A 15,203-nucleotide genomic window follows, 5' to 3' on the forward strand; every position below is an offset into this window, starting at 1 on the left:
TGAGAATCAGGACCATGGAAAGCAGCAGCGCCACGCCGGGTGTCAGCTCGCGCCGCGAGGCCACCCGACAGAAGCTCTACGAGGCGGCCGTCACCCTCATCGCCGAGCAGGGGTTCTCCGCCACCACCGTGGACGAGATCGCCGAGCGGGCCGGGGTCGCCAAGGGCACGGTGTACTACAACTTCGCGAGCAAGTCGGTCCTCTTCGAAGAGCTGCTGCGGCACGGAGTGGGACTCCTCACCGCCTCCCTTCGCGAGGCGACCGAACACACCGCCCGCGAAGGCGGCAGCAAGGTGGACGCCCTGGACGCGATGGTCCGCGCGGGGCTCGTCTTCATCCAGCGCTACCCGTCCTTCACCCAGCTGTACGTGGCGGAGTTGTGGCGCACCAACCGGGCCTGGCAGTCCACCCTCATGGTGGTGCGGCAACAGGCGGTGGCCGTCGTCGAGAGCGTGCTGCGCGAGGGCGTGGAGAACGGCGAGTTCAGCGACGAGATCGACGTGCAGCTCACCGCGGCCGCACTGGTCGGCATGGTGCTGGTGGCCGCCCTGGACTGGCAGGCCTTCCAGCCGGAGCGCTCCCTGGACGACGTGCACGCGGCACTGTCCCGACTGCTCCAGGGACGGGTGAGCGGGCGCCGCTGAGGCGACCCTCTGGGACAGCGGCACATAACGGCTTCCCAGGCCACGGGAAACGCCGGGCGCAGGAAGGCACCCGGGCGCACGAGAACAGGGGAGCACAGAGAAGCGCCGGTCCGATGTGGCCGCGTCCCCCGCGGGCCACCTCGAACCGGCGTCTCCTTGTGCTCCCCCGTTTCCCCGTTTCCCCGTTTCCCCGTGCCCCCCCGTTTCCCCGTGCCCCCGTATCCCCCGTTCGGTCGTTCCCCCGGTCCCCCGGTCCCCCCGTGCCTCGCTCCCGCCGACACCGGCCGACGGAAGGAGCGGATCCGGGGGCCGCTCCGTTCCGGCGCCCCGTGTCGCCGGTGCCGGAGCCGCGCCCCTTTTCCGTGCCTCCCACTCTCTCGTTCGCGCAGGTCGTCCCCCATCCGCGCGCGTACTCAACCAGCCCCCTGAGTACGGGTACTCAGTAGTCCGCGCTCACCCTCAGGAGGCGGTGTCGCCGACTGGGCACGATCGCCTCCGTGCCCGTACTCCGTCGAGCGAGGCGGGCGCAGACAAGAGCCCGTCCGTCGACTCGGCAGGGGACGCGGCGCACACGCCTGCCCGCAGCCGACTGAAGAAGGGAACTTCGCTGGTCACCGGCGCGCGGCCGGATTGTCAGTGGCGGCCGATAAAGTCGCAGGCATGGCAAGGATTGCGGTGATCGGCGCCGGGACGGGCGCGATGGCGGCCGCCGCCCGGCTGGCCGTCGCGGGCCACCGGGTGGCGGTGTACGAGCGTACGGAGACGTACGGCGGAGCGGTGCGCCGTTTCGAGCGGGACGGCTTCTCCTTCGACACGGGCCCGGGGCTCCTCCCTCTCCCCGCGGTCTACCGCGACCTGTTCGTCAAGACCGGCAAGGAGCCACTCGAGTCCTGCGTCGAGCTGGTCCAGGTAGACCCGTCGGCGCGGCACGTCTTCGCGGACGGCACCGAGGTGTCGCTGCCGAACGCCTCGCGCGCGGGCGTGGTCGCGGCCCTGGACGAGGCGCTCGGGTCGGGCGCCGGGCAGCGCTGGGGTGATTTCCTGGTCCGCGCCCGCGAGGCCTGGGACCGGACCCGCCGGCCGCTCCTGGAGGAGCCCCTGTGGCCGGACTGGTCGGTGCTGGCCGGCCGTGAGCCCTATCCGTCGGTCGCCCACAAGCGCGTGTTGCGCACCCGCAGGGCCACCACCCTCGCCGAGGTCGGCTCCTGGGAGTTGCGTGACCCCCGCCTCGTGGCCCTCCTGGAGAGTCACGCCCTCGCGTACGGCCTCGACCCGCGGGTCGCCCCGGCGAGCGCGGCCGTACTGCCGTACATGGATCACGCTTTCGGTACCTGGTACGTCCGCGGCGGGATCCGGGAGTTGGCCCGCGCGGTGTACGAGCGGTGCGTGGCCAGGAAGGTCGAATTCGTCTTCGGCGCCGAGGTCACCGGAGTGCTGGAGAAGGACGGCCGGGCGGCCGGGGTCGAGCTCGCGAACGGCACCGTGGCGGAAGCGGACTTCGTGGTCGCCGGCGTCGCACCTGGGGTGCTGAGCCGCGTCGCCCGGAGCACGGCGGTGCGGGGCGGGGGCGAGGTCCCACCGCAGCGCGGTCTGCCGAGCCGGATGACGGTGCTGCTGGCGCTGCGTGGCGGGCGCCCGGAGGGGACGGCGCATCGGACGGTGGTGCACGCGCAGGACCGGGAGGCCGAGTTGGCGGGACTGTTCGGCGCGGACCACCGGATGACCGGGCGTCCGACGGTCACCGTGCTGCGGCCCGACGATCCGCAGCAGGCCCCGGACACGGAGCACGAGGCGATCACGCTCACCGCCGTGTTCCCGGCCGGCCACCCCGGACCAGAGGCCGTCGACCGGTACACCGACGCCATGATCGCCGCCGCCGATCGTGCGGTACCAGATCTGCGTGACCGCGTCCTCTGGCACGAGGTCCGCACCCCGGCCGACATCGCGGAGGCGACAGGCGCGGAGGGCGGAGCCGTGCCCGCCCCGGCCCTCGCCGCCAAAAGCGGCAGCCTGCTGCACCCGGCCAACACCACCGGGATACCGGGCCTGTTCGCCGTGGGCGGCTGGTCACATCCCGGCGGCGGTCTCCCCCACGCGGGCATGTCGGGCGCACTCGTCGCCGGACTGATCGTGGAGGGACCGGAGTTCCGCGGTTCTCGGTGAACGACCGGCAGCGTCTCCCCCGGCCACACGTCCGGGTGCCGCTTCAGAACCGGTGCTGCTCGTCGAGCCCGTTGCCCTGGTTCCGGCCCTGGTTCTGGTCGTAGCCCTGCTGTCCGTACTGCTGCTGCTCCGGCGGGAGTTCGCCGTACAGGTCGTCGGTGCTGCGCTGCTGCGGCACCCACACCCCGCCCGGGGCCTCGCTGTAGGTGCCGGTGCCGTACTGGTCCTGGCCGTAGCCCTGCTGCCCGTACGGTTGCTGGCCGCCGTAGGAGGCGTCGTGGCCTGCGCCGTCGTAGCTCTGGGCGCCGAGGTACGGGTCGGAGTGGGCGGCGTACTGCTGCTGTCCCTGCTGCTGTCCGGCCATGTCGTAGCCGTACTGCTGCTGGTCGTAGCCGGTGTAGCCGTCGTAGGAGTACGACGGGTCGGCGGCCGCGTTCGCGTACTGGCCCTGGCTCTGGCCCTGGCCCGCGGCGCCGTGGGACGCGTAACCGGAGCCGTACACGCCGTACGTACCGGTCTCGTCGGGCAACGGCTGCGGCTCGTACACGGCGGTGGGATCGGCTGGCGCGGGGCCGACGGGGCGGGCGGGAGTGAACACGTCGTCGCGGTCGTACTCGTCGTCGTGACCGAAGGCGCCGGTGTTCGGGCGGTAGTCGGTCTCGTCGCCGTTGCCCGCGTCGCTCGCCCCGAGGTCGGTGACCTGCAGGGTCGGATCCTGACGGTCGGCCGGGCCGCGGCGCCGCTTGGTGCCGTCGGCGCCGGGGCGGCTGACCGCCCAGCCGGCCGCGAAACCACGGCGGAAGGAGAGCGTGACGTAGGTCTGGCCGACCGCGAAGGCGACCGCGCCCAGCGCGATGACGAGCACGGACGGGATCAGGACGCCGAACACGACACCGAGGAATCCGGCGAAGGCCAACAGCCGCCAGCGCAGGCGTGCCTTGTACTGCAGCAGCACCTCGCCGAGCAGCCATAGCGCAACGCCGCCGAACGCGATGTAGAGGACCGCCAAGCCCATGTACGCCCCTCTCCCAGTGACCGTTACGCAGTGTGTCGTATACCGGTGCGGCCGGTCTAGGCCTGCGGTGGATGGTGCAGGCCCAGGTTTTCGTAGATTTCCAGCGTCGCCGTGGAGTTGTTGAGCGTGATGAAGTGCAGTCCGGGCACTCCCTCGGCCAGCAGCCGGGCGCAGAACTCCGTGGCGACTTCGATACCAATGGAGCGTACAGCCGCCGGATCGTCTTTGACTGCGAGGATCCGCTCCTTCAGGGCGGACGGGAAGGCCGCGTTGGTGAGGGACGGAATCCGCGCCAGCGTCTTCGCGCTGCCGATCGGCATGATCTCGGGAATGATCGGGGTCTCGCAACCGGCGGCCGCGACCCGGTCCCGCAGCCGCAGATAGTCCTCCGGCTGGAAGAACATCTGCGTGATCGCGTAGTCCGCGCCCGCCCGGCACTTGTCGACGAAGTGGCGGACGTCGGCGTCCCAGTCGGCGGAGCGCGGGTGCATCGCGGGGAAGGCCGCGACGCCGACGCAGAAGTCGCCGGACGTCTTGATGAGTTCGACGAGTTCGGCGGCGTAGGCCAGACCCTTGGGGTGCGGAACCCAGTCGCCCATCGGATCGCCGGGCGGATCGCCTCGCAGGGCCAGCATGTTGCGGATCCCGGCGTCGGCGTACTGGCCGATGATGTTGCGCAGGTCGGCCACCGAGTGGTCGACCGCGGTGAGGTGGGCGATCGGAGTGAGCGTGGTGTCGGAGGCGATCGCCTCGGTCGCCTTGACCGTGCCCGCGCGGGTGGAACCGCCCGCGCCGTAGGTCACGGAGACGAAGTCGGGTGCCACGGCCTCGACCCGGCGCAGCGCGTTCCACAGGTTCCGCTCGCCCTTCGGGGTCTTCGGGGCGTAGAACTCGAACGAGTACGTCGTCTTGCCGGTCGCGAGCATGTCACGCACGGTACGGGCGTGGTCCGACCTGGTGGATGCGGTGCCGAGGGCCATACCTGCAGGTTAGCCAGGGTGCGGCGGTCCCCCAACCGGATCACGGATTTTTGCCCGATTTGCCTATTTCCCGTCCACCTTTTGGACAGCCGGGCGGCAGGTGGCCGGACACGTTGGGCGGCAGGTGGCCGGACAAGCCGGGCAGGGCCCTGCCGGTCAGGCCGCTGGGCCCGCGGTGGGGTCGGGTGGGCTCGCGGTGGGGTCGGGTGGGCTCGCCAGGGCCGGGCCCTACGCCTGTCGCAGCCGCTTGGCGAACTCCGCCGTCGCCTCCCCCGGGTTGTCCGCCTCGGTGATCGCCCGGACGACCACGACCCGGCGGGCGCCCGCCACCAGCACCTCGTCCAGGTTGCCGAGGTCGATGCCGCCGATGGCGAACCAGGGGCGGTCGGTGGTGAGGCCGGCGGTGTACCGGACCAGGTCGAGCCCGGGGGCGGGTCGGCCGGGCTTGGTGGGAGTCGGCCAGCAGGGACCGGTGCAGAAGTAGTCCACGCCGTCCTGGACGGCGGCCGCGGCGGCCTCGGTCTCGGAGTGCGTGGAGCGGCCGATGACGACCTCGTCGCCGAGGATCGCGCGGGCCGCGCGGACCGGCAGGTCGCCCTGGCCGAGGTGCAGGACGGCGGGCCCCCAGGGGTGGGCGGCCCGGGCCGCGTGCGCCACGTCGGCGCGGTCGTTCACCGCGAGGACCTTGCCGTACCTGTGGCACTTGTCGGCGAACAGTCCCAGCAGGCCCAGCTCCTCGTCCGCCTCCAGGCTCTTGTCGCGCAGCTGGATGATGTCGACGCCGTTGTCCAGCACCGCGTCCAGGAACACCGGGAGGTCGCCCTGGCGCTTGCGGGCGTCCGTGCACAGATAGAGCCGGGCGTCGGCGAGCTGGGCGCGGGCGTCGGTGTCGCGCGTGTCGGACCTGTCGGGCATGGGTGCGTCCCCCGAGGGCGATGGCGATGGCGATGCGTACGGGCCGCGGGCCGGTACGGTCCGGACGCTGCGGGCACAGTGGACCACGGCCGCGGTCCCGGCGGGCCGCGGCCCGTACGCCGGGCGGTCTTCGGATCAGCTTGCTCGGATCAGACGGCGAGCGCCTGGGCCCGGCGCTTCACCTCCGTGCCGCGATTCTCGCTGAGAGCCTGCGCGGGGGTGCCGGGCAGGCTCGCATCGGGGGTGAAGAGCCATTCCAGCATCTCTTCGTCGGAGAAGCCGTCGTCCCGCAGGAGCGTCAAGGTCCCGGACAGGCCCTTGACGACCTTGTCCGTGTCGATGAAGGCGGCGGGGACGTGCAGCGCGCGGTTCTCACCACGGCGTACGGCGATGAGCTGGCCCTCCTTGACCAGCTGCCGCACGCGCGTCACCTCGACGCCGAGCATCTCGGCGATGTCGGGGAGGTTCAGCCACGCGGGGACGAGAGCATCGATCTTTGCGTCAATCTCGGTCACGGGACAAGCCTGCCATCCCGGACTGACAGTCGGAAGCCAGGATCGCCCGACCTGTGGTTTTCTCCTACGCCGTGGCCGCCTTCAAAGGCCGCCCCGGGTCCGCCAGCAGCCCGGCGTCCATCGGCGTGCCCGCCTCGATCAGCCGCCGCCCCTGCGCGAGGTCCCGGGGACGCCCCACCGCCAGCAGGGCGACCAGGCGGCCCTCGCGCAGCCAGCACACCGTCCAGGCCGGGCCGGACGGCTCGCCGCGCCACAGGGTCGTGTCGGCCGACGCGTGGTGGCCGGCGTACTGGACGAACCGGCCGAACTGCTCGGACCAGAAGTACGGCACCGGGTCGTAGACCGCCGCGGCCTCGCCGGAGGTTTCGCCGACGATGTTCGCGGCGACCGTGCGCGGCCCCTGGAGAGCGTTGTCCCAGTGGTGGACGAGCAGGCGCTCGCCATACCGTCCCGAAGGGAAGGAGGCGCAGTCGCCGACCGCGTAGACGTCCGGCACGGACGTGCGCAGACCGTTGTCGGCGGCGACCTCGCCGTGCGCGCCGAGCGTGATGCCGGAGCCCGCCAGCCAGCCCGTGGCGGGCCGGGCGCCGATGCCGACGACCACGGCCCCGGCGGACAGCCGCGAACCGTCGTCCAGCAGCACCGCCCCGGGTTCGACGCGCTCCACGCGCGCGCGGGTCCGCAGTACGGCTCCCGCGTCGGCGTACCAGGAGGCCATCGGGGCGGCCACCTCGGCGGGCAGCGCGCCGGCGAGCGGGCGGTCCGCCGCCTCGACGACCGTCACCGCACAGCCCACCTCGCGCGCGGCCGTGGTGAACTCGGCGCCGATCCAGCCCGCGCCGACCACCACGATGTCGTGCTGGCGGGCGAGCACCGGGCGCAGCCGCTCGGCGTCGTCCAGGGTGCGCAGCAGGTGCACACCAGGGACGCCCTCCGCGCCCGGCAGCCGGATCGGTTCGGCGCCGGTGGCGAGGACCAGGACGTCGTACGGCACGGGCCCGGCCTCGGTGTCCAGTTCGTGGTCGGCGGGGCGCACGCCGAGCACGTCGCGCCCCAGCCGTAGTTCGATGCCGAGGGCCTCGAAGTCGACGTCGAAGGCGGAGCCCTCCGCCGTGCCGAGCAGGACGGCCTTGGACAGCGGCGGCCGGTCGTACGGCTGGTGCGGCTCCGCGCCGATCAGGGTCACCGTGCCGGTGAAGCCCTGTTCCCGCAGGGCGACCGCGGTCTGCACCCCGGCCATGCCCGCGCCCACGACGACCACGCGCCGCCCGGATGCCCCGACCTCTTGCTGCGTCTGCTCGCTCACCTGATCACCATAGACAACTGACGATTCGTCAGTCACCCGTGCTGCTCCGTGACCTGCTCCACAACGCTCGTCCCGCTACCGGGCTGTGACTCCCACGCCCAGCTCTCCTCCAGCCGCACCCGGCCGTCCGCCAGTGCGACGACGGCCGACACACAGTGACCCGAGGACGTCGTCCCGTCCTGCTTGAGCTGTACGTACCGGAAGTCCAGCCGGTCGCCCTCCCGGGTCCCCACCAGATGCCCGCGTACGACGTCCCCGCCCGCGTATTCGGCCCAGATCTCGCCGTCCTTCTCGTGGTACGCGAACCGGGTGCGTGTGCCCACCTGACCTGGGGCCTGGTCGGCGACAGGGGCGAGGACGAGGCCGTCCAGCGAGCGCGGCATGAGGCAGGACTCCCTTACAGCGGCGTGGAACCACGGGCTAGGGTGGCCAACGTAAGGCACTCGCGGGAGCCCGGACGCACCGGGCTGAGAGGGAGGCTGGCGGCCTCCGACCGTACGAACCTGATCCGGGTCATGCCGGCGAAGGGAGGGGCTGGACGCCCATGTCGTCCTCACGAACGTCAGACGTCCTCGTCGTCGGGGGCGGAATCATCGGCGTGGTCACGGCCTGGCGGGCTGCGCAGCGCGGGTTCGCCACCACGGTCGTGGACCCCGAGCCCGGCGGCGGGGCCGCCCAGGTGGCAGCCGGGATGCTGGCCCCCGTCACGGAACTGCACTACGGCGAGCAGACCCTGCTCGGCCTGAACCTGGAGTCGGCCCGCCGCTATCCGGACTTCGCGGCCGAGCTGACCGACCTCAGCGGCCACGACCTCGGCTACCGCCGCAGCGGCACGCTCGCCGTCGCCCTGGACGCCGACGACCGCGCCCATCTGCGTGAGCTGCACGCCCTGCAACGGCAGTCGGGGCTGGACTCCGAGTGGTTGTCCGGGCGTGAGTGCCGGCGCCTGGAGCCGATGCTCGCACCGGGCGTGCGCGGGGGGCTCCGGGTCGACGGGGACCACCAGATCGACCCCCGGCGGCTCGTGGCGGCCCTCGTGGTCGCGTGCGAGCGCGCGGGAGTGGTCTTCCACCGGTCGTGGGCGCGGCGGCTGTCCGTCGTACGGGAGCGCGCGGTCGGTGTCGTCACCCCCGAGGGTGTCGCGCTGGGCGCCGGGCAGGTGGTGCTCGCGGGGGGCAGCCTCAGCGGACGGCTGGCGGGGGTCCCGCAGGACGTCCTGCCGCCCGTGCGGCCGGTGAAGGGGCAGGTGCTGCGGCTGACCGTGCCCGAGCGGTACGCGCCCTTCCTGAGCCGGACCGTGCGTGCCGTGGTGCGCGGCAGCCAGGTCTACCTGGTGCCGCGCGAGAACGGCGAACTCGTCGTCGGCGCGACCAGTGAGGAGCTCGGCTGGGACACCACGGTGACCGCGGGCGGGGTGTACGAACTGCTGCGCGACGCCCACGAGCTGGTGCCCGGGATCACCGAGCTGCCGCTCACGGAGACCCGGGCCGGGCTGCGCCCCGGCTCCCCCGACAACGCGCCGCTGCTCGGCCCGTCCGCACTGGACGGGCTGCTGCTGGCCACCGGGCACTACCGCAACGGCGTGCTGCTCACCCCGGTCACCGGCGACACCCTGGCGCACGCCCTCGTCTGCGGTGAACTCCCGGACGAGGCCCGCCCCTTCACCGCCAGGCGCTTCGCCGCCGGTCTTTTCGCCGCCGCCCGCACGGAGCAGCCCGTATGAACATCTCGGTCAACGGCGAGCTGCAGGAGGTCGCTCCCGGTACGGCACTCGACGCCCTGGTGAGCTCCCTCACGCCGGCGCCCTCCGGGGTGGCCGCCGCCCTCAACGAAACCGTCGTCCCGCGCGCGCAGTGGCCGTCGACGTCCCTCTCCGACGGGGACCGTGTCGAGGTCCTCACCGCCGTCCAAGGAGGCTGACCCATGGCCGACGACCCCTTTGCCATCGGTGACACGTCGTTCGCGTCCCGTCTGATCATGGGTACGGGCGGTGCGCCCAGCCTGGAGGTGCTGGAGCGGGCGCTGGTCGCGTCCGGGACCGAGCTGACGACGGTCGCGATGCGCCGGGTCGCTCCGGACGTGCACGGTTCGGTGCTGTCGGTGCTGGAGAAGCTCGGCATCCGGGTGCTGCCCAACACCGCCGGCTGCTTCACCGCCGGCGAGGCCGTGCTCACCGCCCGCCTCGCCCGCGAGGCGCTCGGCACCGACCTCATCAAGCTGGAGGTCATCGCCGACGAGCGGACCCTGCTGCCGGATCCGATCGAGCTGCTGGAGGCGGCTCAGACGCTGGTGGACGACGGGTTCACGGTGCTGCCGTACACGAACGACGATCCCGTGCTGGCGCGGAAGCTGGAGGATGCCGGCTGCGCGGCGATCATGCCGCTGGGTTCCCCGATCGGGTCCGGGCTCGGAATCCGCAATCCGCACAACTTCCAGCTGATCGTGGAGCACGCGCGCGTGCCGGTGATCCTGGACGCCGGGGCCGGTACGGCGTCGGATGTGACGCTGGCGATGGAGCTGGGGTGTGCGGGGGTGATGCTGGCGTCGGCGGTGACGCGGGCGCAGGAGCCGGAGCGGATGGCCGCCGCCATGAGGCATGCCGTCGAAGCGGGGCGGCTGGCCCGGCTGGCGGGGCGCATTCCCCGGCGGCACTTCGCGCAGGCGTCGTCTCCCGCGGAGGGCTTGGCGTATCTGGACCCCGAACGACCCGCCTTCTGAACGTATGTTCGACTGACGTCGGGAAGCGGGTGCGACATCCGTCACAGGTCGGCTGCAGTCGCACCCCTATCAGGGCCGAACCCCCGGCGCTGTCGGCGGCGGCTCGTACACTCACCTGCGTGGACACGACCCTTCAGGACCCTCTGGTCGGGCAGGTGCTCGACGGCCGCTATCGCGTCGACGCGCGGATCGCGGTCGGCGGGATGGCCACGGTCTACCGGGCCCTGGACACCCGCCTGGACCGGGTGCTCGCGCTCAAGGTGATGCATCCGGCGCTGGCCGCCGACGGGTCGTTCGTCGAGCGGTTCATCCGCGAGGCCAAGTCCGTCGCCCGGCTCGCCCACCCGAACGTCGTGCAGGTCTTCGACCAGGGCACCGACGGGTCGTACGTCTACCTCGCCATGGAGTACGTCGCCGGCTGCACCCTGCGGGACGTGCTGCGCGACCGCGGGGCACTGCAGCCGAGGGCCGCGCTCGACATCCTGGAGCCGGTGCTGGCCGCGCTGGGCGCCGCGCACCGGGCCGGGTTCGTGCACCGGGACATGAAGCCGGAGAACGTCCTGATAGGGGACGACGGCCGGGTGAAGGTCGCCGACTTCGGCCTCGTGCGTTCCGTGGACACCGTCACCAGCACCACCGGGGCCGTGCTCGGCACCGTCTCGTACCTCGCGCCCGAACAGATCGAGCAGCCGGGCGCCGCCGACCCCCGCGTCGACGTGTACGCGTGCGGTGTCGTCCTCCACGAGATGCTCACCGGCCAGAAGCCGCACGACGGGGACTCCCCGGCGATCGTGCTCTACAAGCACCTCCATGAGGACGTCCCGCCCCCCTCGGCGCTCGTGCCCGGTCTGGCCTACGAACTGGACGAGCTGGTCGCCTCCGCGACCGCCCGCAACCCCGGTCTGCGGCCGTACGACGCCGTCGCGCTGCTCGCGCAGGCACGGGAGGCCCGCTCGGCTCTCAGCACCGACCAGTTGGACGCCGTGCCGCCGCAGGCGGTCCCGGGGGCGCACGGCAACGCCGAGGACCGCACGAGCGTGCTCCCGCGCTCACTGACGTCCCCCATGTCGCGACCGCTGCCGGTCAACGAGGACGCGTCCGGGGCCGGGGTCCATCACACGAGCCGACTGGAGGCCGGAGCGCCGCTGCCGCCGCGCCGCCGCGCCCGCCCGGACCGCCGGCTGTACGCCGTCGTCGCCGCCGTGCTGCTGACCCTCGGGGTCGGCGCGGGCGTCTGGTACATCAACTCCGGTCAGTTCACCAAGGTCCCGGCGGTGCTGGAGAAGACCGAGGCGCAGGCCCGGAGCCGGCTGGAGGCCGCCGGGCTGGAGGTCGGCAAGGTCCAGCACGCGTACAGCGACACCGTGAAGCGCGGCACCGTCGTCAGCACCGACCCGGATACGGGCGCCCGTATCCGGGACAACGACTCCGTGAAGCTCGTCATCTCCGACGGACCGAAGACCGTGAAGGTGTCCGACGTTCAGGGCTACCGACTGGACAAGGCCAGGACCGTGCTGAAGCAGGACGGGCTGGAGCCGGGCATGGTCACCCGGGAGTTCAGCGACGACGTGGACAAGGGGTTCGTGATCTCCACGGACCCGGAGGGTGGCACCGAGCGCCGCGCGGGTTCGGCGGTCGCGCTCGTCGTCAGCAAGGGCAGCCCGATCGACGTTCCGGACGTCACGGGTGAGTCCCTGGAGGACGCGCGGGCGGACCTGGAGGAGGCGGGCCTCAAGGTGAAGGTCTCCCCCGAGGAGGTCGACTCCTCCGACGTCGGCAAGGGGGAGGTCGCCCGGCAGACCCCGGAGAGCGGCAGCACCGCGGCCGACGGCGACACGGTGACGCTGACGCTGTCCAAGGGCCCCGAGATGGTCGAGGTCCCGGACGTGGTCGGCGACAGCGTCGACGACGCCAAGTCCGCACTGGAGGGCGCCGGTTTCGAGGTCGACGAGGACCGCGGGCTGCTCGGGCTGTTCGGCGACACCGTCAAGAAGCAGTCCGTGGAGGGCGGGGAGAGCGCGCCCAAGGGCTCGACGATCACGATCACCATCCGCTGACCGGACGGCCTCGGGCGCATGGCACCCTGAACCGGTGAACAGTCAGCACCTCGGCCCCTCCCGCAACCCCGTCGGCGGTCATGTCCCCGTGGCCGGCGGCCTGCACTCCGTGGGGCTGTCCTACGCCCATGACCTGAAGGCCGAGGCCGTACAGGTCTTCGTCGCCAACCCGCGCGGCTGGGCCACGCCGGCCGGGAACCCGCGGCAGGACGAGGAGTTCCGGGCGGTGTGCGCGGCCGAGTCGATCCCGGCGTATGTGCACGCGCCGTATCTGATCAACTTCGGCTCGCACACCGAGGCGACCGTGGAGAAGTCGGTGGAGTCGCTGCGGCACTCGCTGCGGCGCGGGCGGGAGATCGGTGCGCTGGGCGTGGTGGTGCACACCGGCAGCGCGACCGGGGGCCGGGACCGGTCGGTGGCGCTCAAGCAGGTGCGGGAGTACCTGCTGCCGCTGCTCGACGAGCTCACCCACGACGACGACCCGTTTCTGCTCCTGGAGTCGACGGCCGGTCAGGGCGCCTCGCTGTGCTCGCGGACCTGGGACTTCGGGCCGTACTTCGAGGCGCTGGACGCCCATCCGAAGCTGGGCGTGTGCCTGGACACCTGCCACATCTTCGCGGCCGGACACGACCTGACCGGGCCGAGCGGGATGCACCGGACGCTGGACCTGCTCGTGGACACGGTCGGCGAGGGACGGCTGAGGCTGATCCACGCCAACGACTCCAAGGACGTGGTCGGCGCACACAAGGACCGGCACGAGAACATTGGCTCCGGCCATATCGGCGAGGACCCGTTCCGGGAGCTGATGACCCACCCCGCCACCGAGGGCGTTCCGCTGATCATCGAGACGCCCGGCGGCAAGGAGGGCCACGCGATGGACGTGGAGCGGCTGAAGAAACTGCGGGACGGCTGACGCCGGGGCCGTGACGTGGGTTTTCCGAGCTCGTGGAGTCAGAGCTGGTGGAGTCACGGCTCGTGGGATCCGAGCTGGTGGGGCCAGAGCTCGTGAGATCAGAGCTGGTGGGGCCAGAGCTCGTGAGATCAGAGCTGGTGGGGCCAGAGCTCGTGAGATCAGAGCTGGTGGGATCAGAGCTCGTAGGGTCAGAGCTCAGGCCCCTCCCCGGGCCCTTCCTGGTAGGAGTAACGCTGTTCCTTCCAGGGATCGCCGACGTTGTGGTAGCCGCGTTCCTCCCAGAAGCCGCGGCGGTCGGCGGTCATGTACTCGATGCCGCGGACCCACTTGGGTCCCTTCCACGCGTACAGGTGGGGGACGACGAGGCGGAGGGGGAAGCCGTGTTCCGCCGTGAGCAGTTCGCCGTCCTTGTGGGTGGCGAAGATCGTGCGCTCGGACGCGAAGTCCGCGAGACGCAGGTTGGAGCTGAAGCCGTACTCCGCCCATACCATCACATGGGTGACGGAGGGTGCGGGCGGGGCGATCTCCAGGACGGTCCGGGTGGGAATGCCGCCCCACTCGGCGCCGAGCATGCTGAACTTCGTGACGCAGTGCAGGTCGGCCATGACCGTGGTATAGGGCAGGGCCGTGAACTCCTCGTGGTTCCAGCAGTGCTTCTCGCCGTCCGCGGTGGCGCCGAAGACCCGGAATTCCCAGCGCTCGGGCCGGAACTTGGGGACCGGGCCGTAGTGCGTGACCGGCCAGCCACGCTGCAGTCGCTGCCCCGGCGGAAGCTCGGAGTGTGCCGCTTCTCCCGACTCGCGTTCCACCGGCTGACCCATGACTCCATCCTGACAGACCCGGGGCAGTGCACCTGACCAACCCCCACCTAAATCGGGCAATCGGCACTAAGTATGCCCTTACTTACTAAGTGAAGACTTACTGGACGATCTTCGTTGCCGGTGCAATCATGCGGCGCAACCCGCCAGTTCCCCCGGTCGGAAGGAGCCTCTGCGATGCAGGGCGACCCCGAGGTCATCGAATTCCTCAACGAGCAGTTGACCGCCGAGCTCACCGCGATCAACCAGTACTTCCTGCACGCGAAGATGCAGGAGAACTTCGGCTGGACCAAGCTCGCGAAATACACGCGGCACGAATCGTTCGACGAGATGAAGCACGCGGAGGTGCTCACCGACCGGATCCTGTTCCTGGACGGGCTGCCGAACTACCAGCGCCTCTTCCATGTACGCGTGGGACAGACGGTCAAGGAGATGTTCGAGGCCGACCGGCAGGTCGAGGTCGAGGCGATCGACCGGCTCCGGCGCGGCATCAAGGTGATGCGGGAGAAGGGCGACATCACGTCGGCCAATCTCTTCGAGTCGATCCTTCAGGACGAGGAGCACCACATCGACTACCTCGACACCCAGCTGGAGCTCCTGGACAAACTCGGCGAGGCGCTCTACCTCGCCCAGCTGATCGAGCAGCCGGAGAGCTGAGCCGACCGGGACCAGCCCGGACCTACGCCGCTTCCTCGAGGGCCCTGAGTTCCGAGGGTTCCGCGCGTACGGACTTCCCCTGACCGGTGAGGTCGTGGCTCGGGCAGGCACCCCTGCCGAGGAGCGCCTGGATGCGTCGTACGCACGACCCGCAGTCCGTGCCCGCCTTGCAGGCCGAGGCGATCTGGCGGGGGGTACCGGCACCGTTCTCCGCGTGCTCCTTGACCTGCGCCTCGGTCACACCGAAGCAGTTGCAGACGTACACGCGGTTCACCTCCCGGCGGGGTTCACAGTAGCGTCGCCCCGACCAGGATCGGTGAGGCTAACCTAACCTTACCCGTCGGGCGTGAGCCGTAAAAGTGGAGTGGGGGGGGGGGGGGGGGGGGTCCCCCCCCCCCCCCCCCCCCCCCCCCCCCCCCCCCGACCGAAGGGGTCCGCGGCAAAGAAATAGTTTCACTAAAAATAATGGGCGCAAGGAAACCCCAGGCGGGGCGAGGGGATA

General features: G+C 71.5%; 16 protein-coding genes and 1 riboswitch. Of the genes, 8 read left to right on the top strand and 8 right to left on the bottom strand.

Features of this window, described 5'->3' with window-relative positions; translation table 11 throughout:
- The first annotated feature begins 14 nt into the window (after positions 1-14).
- Positions 15-644, top strand: coding sequence for a TetR/AcrR family transcriptional regulator (locus M2271_RS24395; protein ID WP_280889446.1), 630 nt, complete (start codon positions 15-17; stop codon positions 642-644).
- A 660-nt stretch (positions 645-1,304) separates the two neighbouring features.
- Positions 1,305-2,807: an NAD(P)/FAD-dependent oxidoreductase gene (locus tag M2271_RS24400; protein WP_280889447.1), complete on the top strand. Its 1,503-nt coding sequence runs from the start codon at positions 1,305-1,307 to the stop codon at positions 2,805-2,807.
- 43 nt (positions 2,808-2,850) lie between these two features.
- On the opposite strand, the gene M2271_RS24405 is transcribed toward M2271_RS24400, so the two are convergent.
- From M2271_RS24405 to M2271_RS24430, 6 genes are all read right to left on the bottom strand, one after another.
- Positions 2,851-3,822 (bottom strand): hypothetical protein, encoded by a 972-nt coding sequence (locus tag M2271_RS24405; RefSeq protein ID WP_280889448.1) that lies wholly within the window; start codon positions 3,820-3,822, stop codon positions 2,851-2,853.
- A 56-nt stretch (positions 3,823-3,878) separates the two neighbouring features.
- Entirely contained in the window at positions 3,879-4,802 is a 924-nt protein-coding gene (metF, locus tag M2271_RS24410) for a methylenetetrahydrofolate reductase [NAD(P)H] (protein ID WP_280889449.1), read from the bottom strand.
- Positions 4,803-5,030: 228 nt separating this feature from the next.
- Positions 5,031-5,717 carry a thiamine phosphate synthase gene (gene thiE, locus M2271_RS24415; RefSeq protein ID WP_280889450.1) on the bottom strand — a complete coding sequence of 229 codons (687 nt, stop codon included), beginning with the start codon at positions 5,715-5,717 and terminating at the stop codon, positions 5,031-5,033.
- A 149-nt stretch (positions 5,718-5,866) separates the two neighbouring features.
- Positions 5,867-6,232, bottom strand: a complete 366-nt coding sequence (locus tag M2271_RS24420; protein ID WP_280889451.1) for an Rv2175c family DNA-binding protein — start codon at positions 6,230-6,232, stop codon at positions 5,867-5,869.
- A 64-nt stretch (positions 6,233-6,296) separates the two neighbouring features.
- On the bottom strand, positions 6,297-7,538 hold the full coding sequence (locus M2271_RS24425) for an FAD-dependent oxidoreductase (protein ID WP_280889452.1): 1,242 nt from the start codon (positions 7,536-7,538) through the stop codon (positions 6,297-6,299).
- A gap of 32 nt (positions 7,539-7,570) precedes the next feature.
- The gene (locus tag M2271_RS24430) at positions 7,571-7,921 is read right to left on the bottom strand and encodes a hypothetical protein (protein WP_280889453.1); all 351 of its coding nucleotides are present in this window, start codon (positions 7,919-7,921) and stop codon (positions 7,571-7,573) included.
- Positions 7,922-7,973: 52 nt separating this feature from the next.
- Positions 7,974-8,085, top strand: a riboswitch (TPP riboswitch).
- Between M2271_RS24430 and thiO the strand changes: the two genes are divergently transcribed.
- The 5 genes from thiO (at position 8,083) to M2271_RS24455 (ending at position 13,226) form a co-directional block, all read left to right on the top strand.
- Complete coding sequence (gene thiO / locus M2271_RS24435; RefSeq protein ID WP_280889454.1) at positions 8,083-9,261, top strand: glycine oxidase ThiO; 1,179 nt, start codon at positions 8,083-8,085, stop codon at positions 9,259-9,261. It overlaps the preceding riboswitch by 3 nt.
- Positions 9,258-9,458 carry a sulfur carrier protein ThiS gene (thiS, locus tag M2271_RS24440; RefSeq protein WP_280889455.1) on the top strand — a complete coding sequence of 67 codons (201 nt, stop codon included), beginning with the start codon at positions 9,258-9,260 and terminating at the stop codon, positions 9,456-9,458. Before thiO ends, thiS begins: the two co-directional genes overlap by 4 nt.
- Before the next feature lie 3 nt (positions 9,459-9,461).
- Complete coding sequence (locus M2271_RS24445) at positions 9,462-10,256, top strand: thiazole synthase (RefSeq protein ID WP_280889456.1); 795 nt, start codon at positions 9,462-9,464, stop codon at positions 10,254-10,256.
- 119 nt (positions 10,257-10,375) lie between these two features.
- A complete protein-coding gene (gene pknB / locus M2271_RS24450; RefSeq protein ID WP_280889457.1) occupies positions 10,376-12,313 on the top strand; it encodes a Stk1 family PASTA domain-containing Ser/Thr kinase in 1,938 nt (645 codons plus the stop codon).
- A gap of 34 nt (positions 12,314-12,347) precedes the next feature.
- Entirely contained in the window at positions 12,348-13,226 is an 879-nt protein-coding gene (locus M2271_RS24455) for a deoxyribonuclease IV (protein ID WP_280889458.1), read from the top strand.
- Positions 13,227-13,414: 188 nt separating this feature from the next.
- Here the strand turns inward: M2271_RS24455 and M2271_RS24460 are convergent, their stop codons facing one another.
- Positions 13,415-14,047: a sulfite oxidase-like oxidoreductase gene (locus M2271_RS24460; RefSeq protein WP_280889459.1), complete on the bottom strand. Its 633-nt coding sequence runs from the start codon at positions 14,045-14,047 to the stop codon at positions 13,415-13,417.
- 174 nt (positions 14,048-14,221) lie between these two features.
- Here M2271_RS24460 and bfr point away from each other — a divergent pair, with 174 nt between their 5' ends.
- On the top strand, positions 14,222-14,701 hold the full coding sequence (gene bfr, locus M2271_RS24465; RefSeq protein ID WP_280889460.1) for a bacterioferritin: 480 nt from the start codon (positions 14,222-14,224) through the stop codon (positions 14,699-14,701).
- 22 nt (positions 14,702-14,723) lie between these two features.
- Here bfr and M2271_RS24470 read toward each other — a convergent pair whose 3' ends face one another.
- Positions 14,724-14,975: a (2Fe-2S)-binding protein gene (locus tag M2271_RS24470; RefSeq protein WP_280889461.1), complete on the bottom strand. Its 252-nt coding sequence runs from the start codon at positions 14,973-14,975 to the stop codon at positions 14,724-14,726.
- Between the last annotated feature and the right edge of the window lie 228 nt (positions 14,976-15,203).

Source organism: Streptomyces sp. LBL, from assembly GCF_029893585.1.
Taxonomy (GTDB): Bacteria; Actinomycetota; Actinomycetes; order Streptomycetales; family Streptomycetaceae; genus Streptomyces.

Excerpts from the sequence above, each read along its gene's own strand:
- M2271_RS24395 (WP_280889446.1), top strand. The coding sequence starts at position 15 with ATGGAAAGCAGCAGCGCCACGCCGGGTGTCAGCTCGCGCCGCGAGGCC.
- M2271_RS24400 (WP_280889447.1), top strand. The coding sequence starts at position 1,305 with ATGGCAAGGATTGCGGTGATCGGCGCCGGGACGGGCGCGATGGCGGCC.
- M2271_RS24405 (WP_280889448.1), bottom strand. The coding sequence starts at position 3,822 with ATGGGCTTGGCGGTCCTCTACATCGCGTTCGGCGGCGTTGCGCTATGG.
- metF (WP_280889449.1), bottom strand. The coding sequence starts at position 4,802 with ATGGCCCTCGGCACCGCATCCACCAGGTCGGACCACGCCCGTACCGTG.
- thiE (WP_280889450.1), bottom strand. The coding sequence starts at position 5,717 with ATGCCCGACAGGTCCGACACGCGCGACACCGACGCCCGCGCCCAGCTC.
- M2271_RS24430 (WP_280889453.1), bottom strand. The coding sequence starts at position 7,921 with ATGCCGCGCTCGCTGGACGGCCTCGTCCTCGCCCCTGTCGCCGACCAG.
- thiO (WP_280889454.1), top strand. The coding sequence starts at position 8,083 with ATGTCGTCCTCACGAACGTCAGACGTCCTCGTCGTCGGGGGCGGAATC.
- thiS (WP_280889455.1), top strand. The coding sequence starts at position 9,258 with ATGAACATCTCGGTCAACGGCGAGCTGCAGGAGGTCGCTCCCGGTACG.
- M2271_RS24445 (WP_280889456.1), top strand. The coding sequence starts at position 9,462 with ATGGCCGACGACCCCTTTGCCATCGGTGACACGTCGTTCGCGTCCCGT.
- M2271_RS24460 (WP_280889459.1), bottom strand. The coding sequence starts at position 14,047 with ATGGGTCAGCCGGTGGAACGCGAGTCGGGAGAAGCGGCACACTCCGAG.
- bfr (WP_280889460.1), top strand. The coding sequence starts at position 14,222 with ATGCAGGGCGACCCCGAGGTCATCGAATTCCTCAACGAGCAGTTGACC.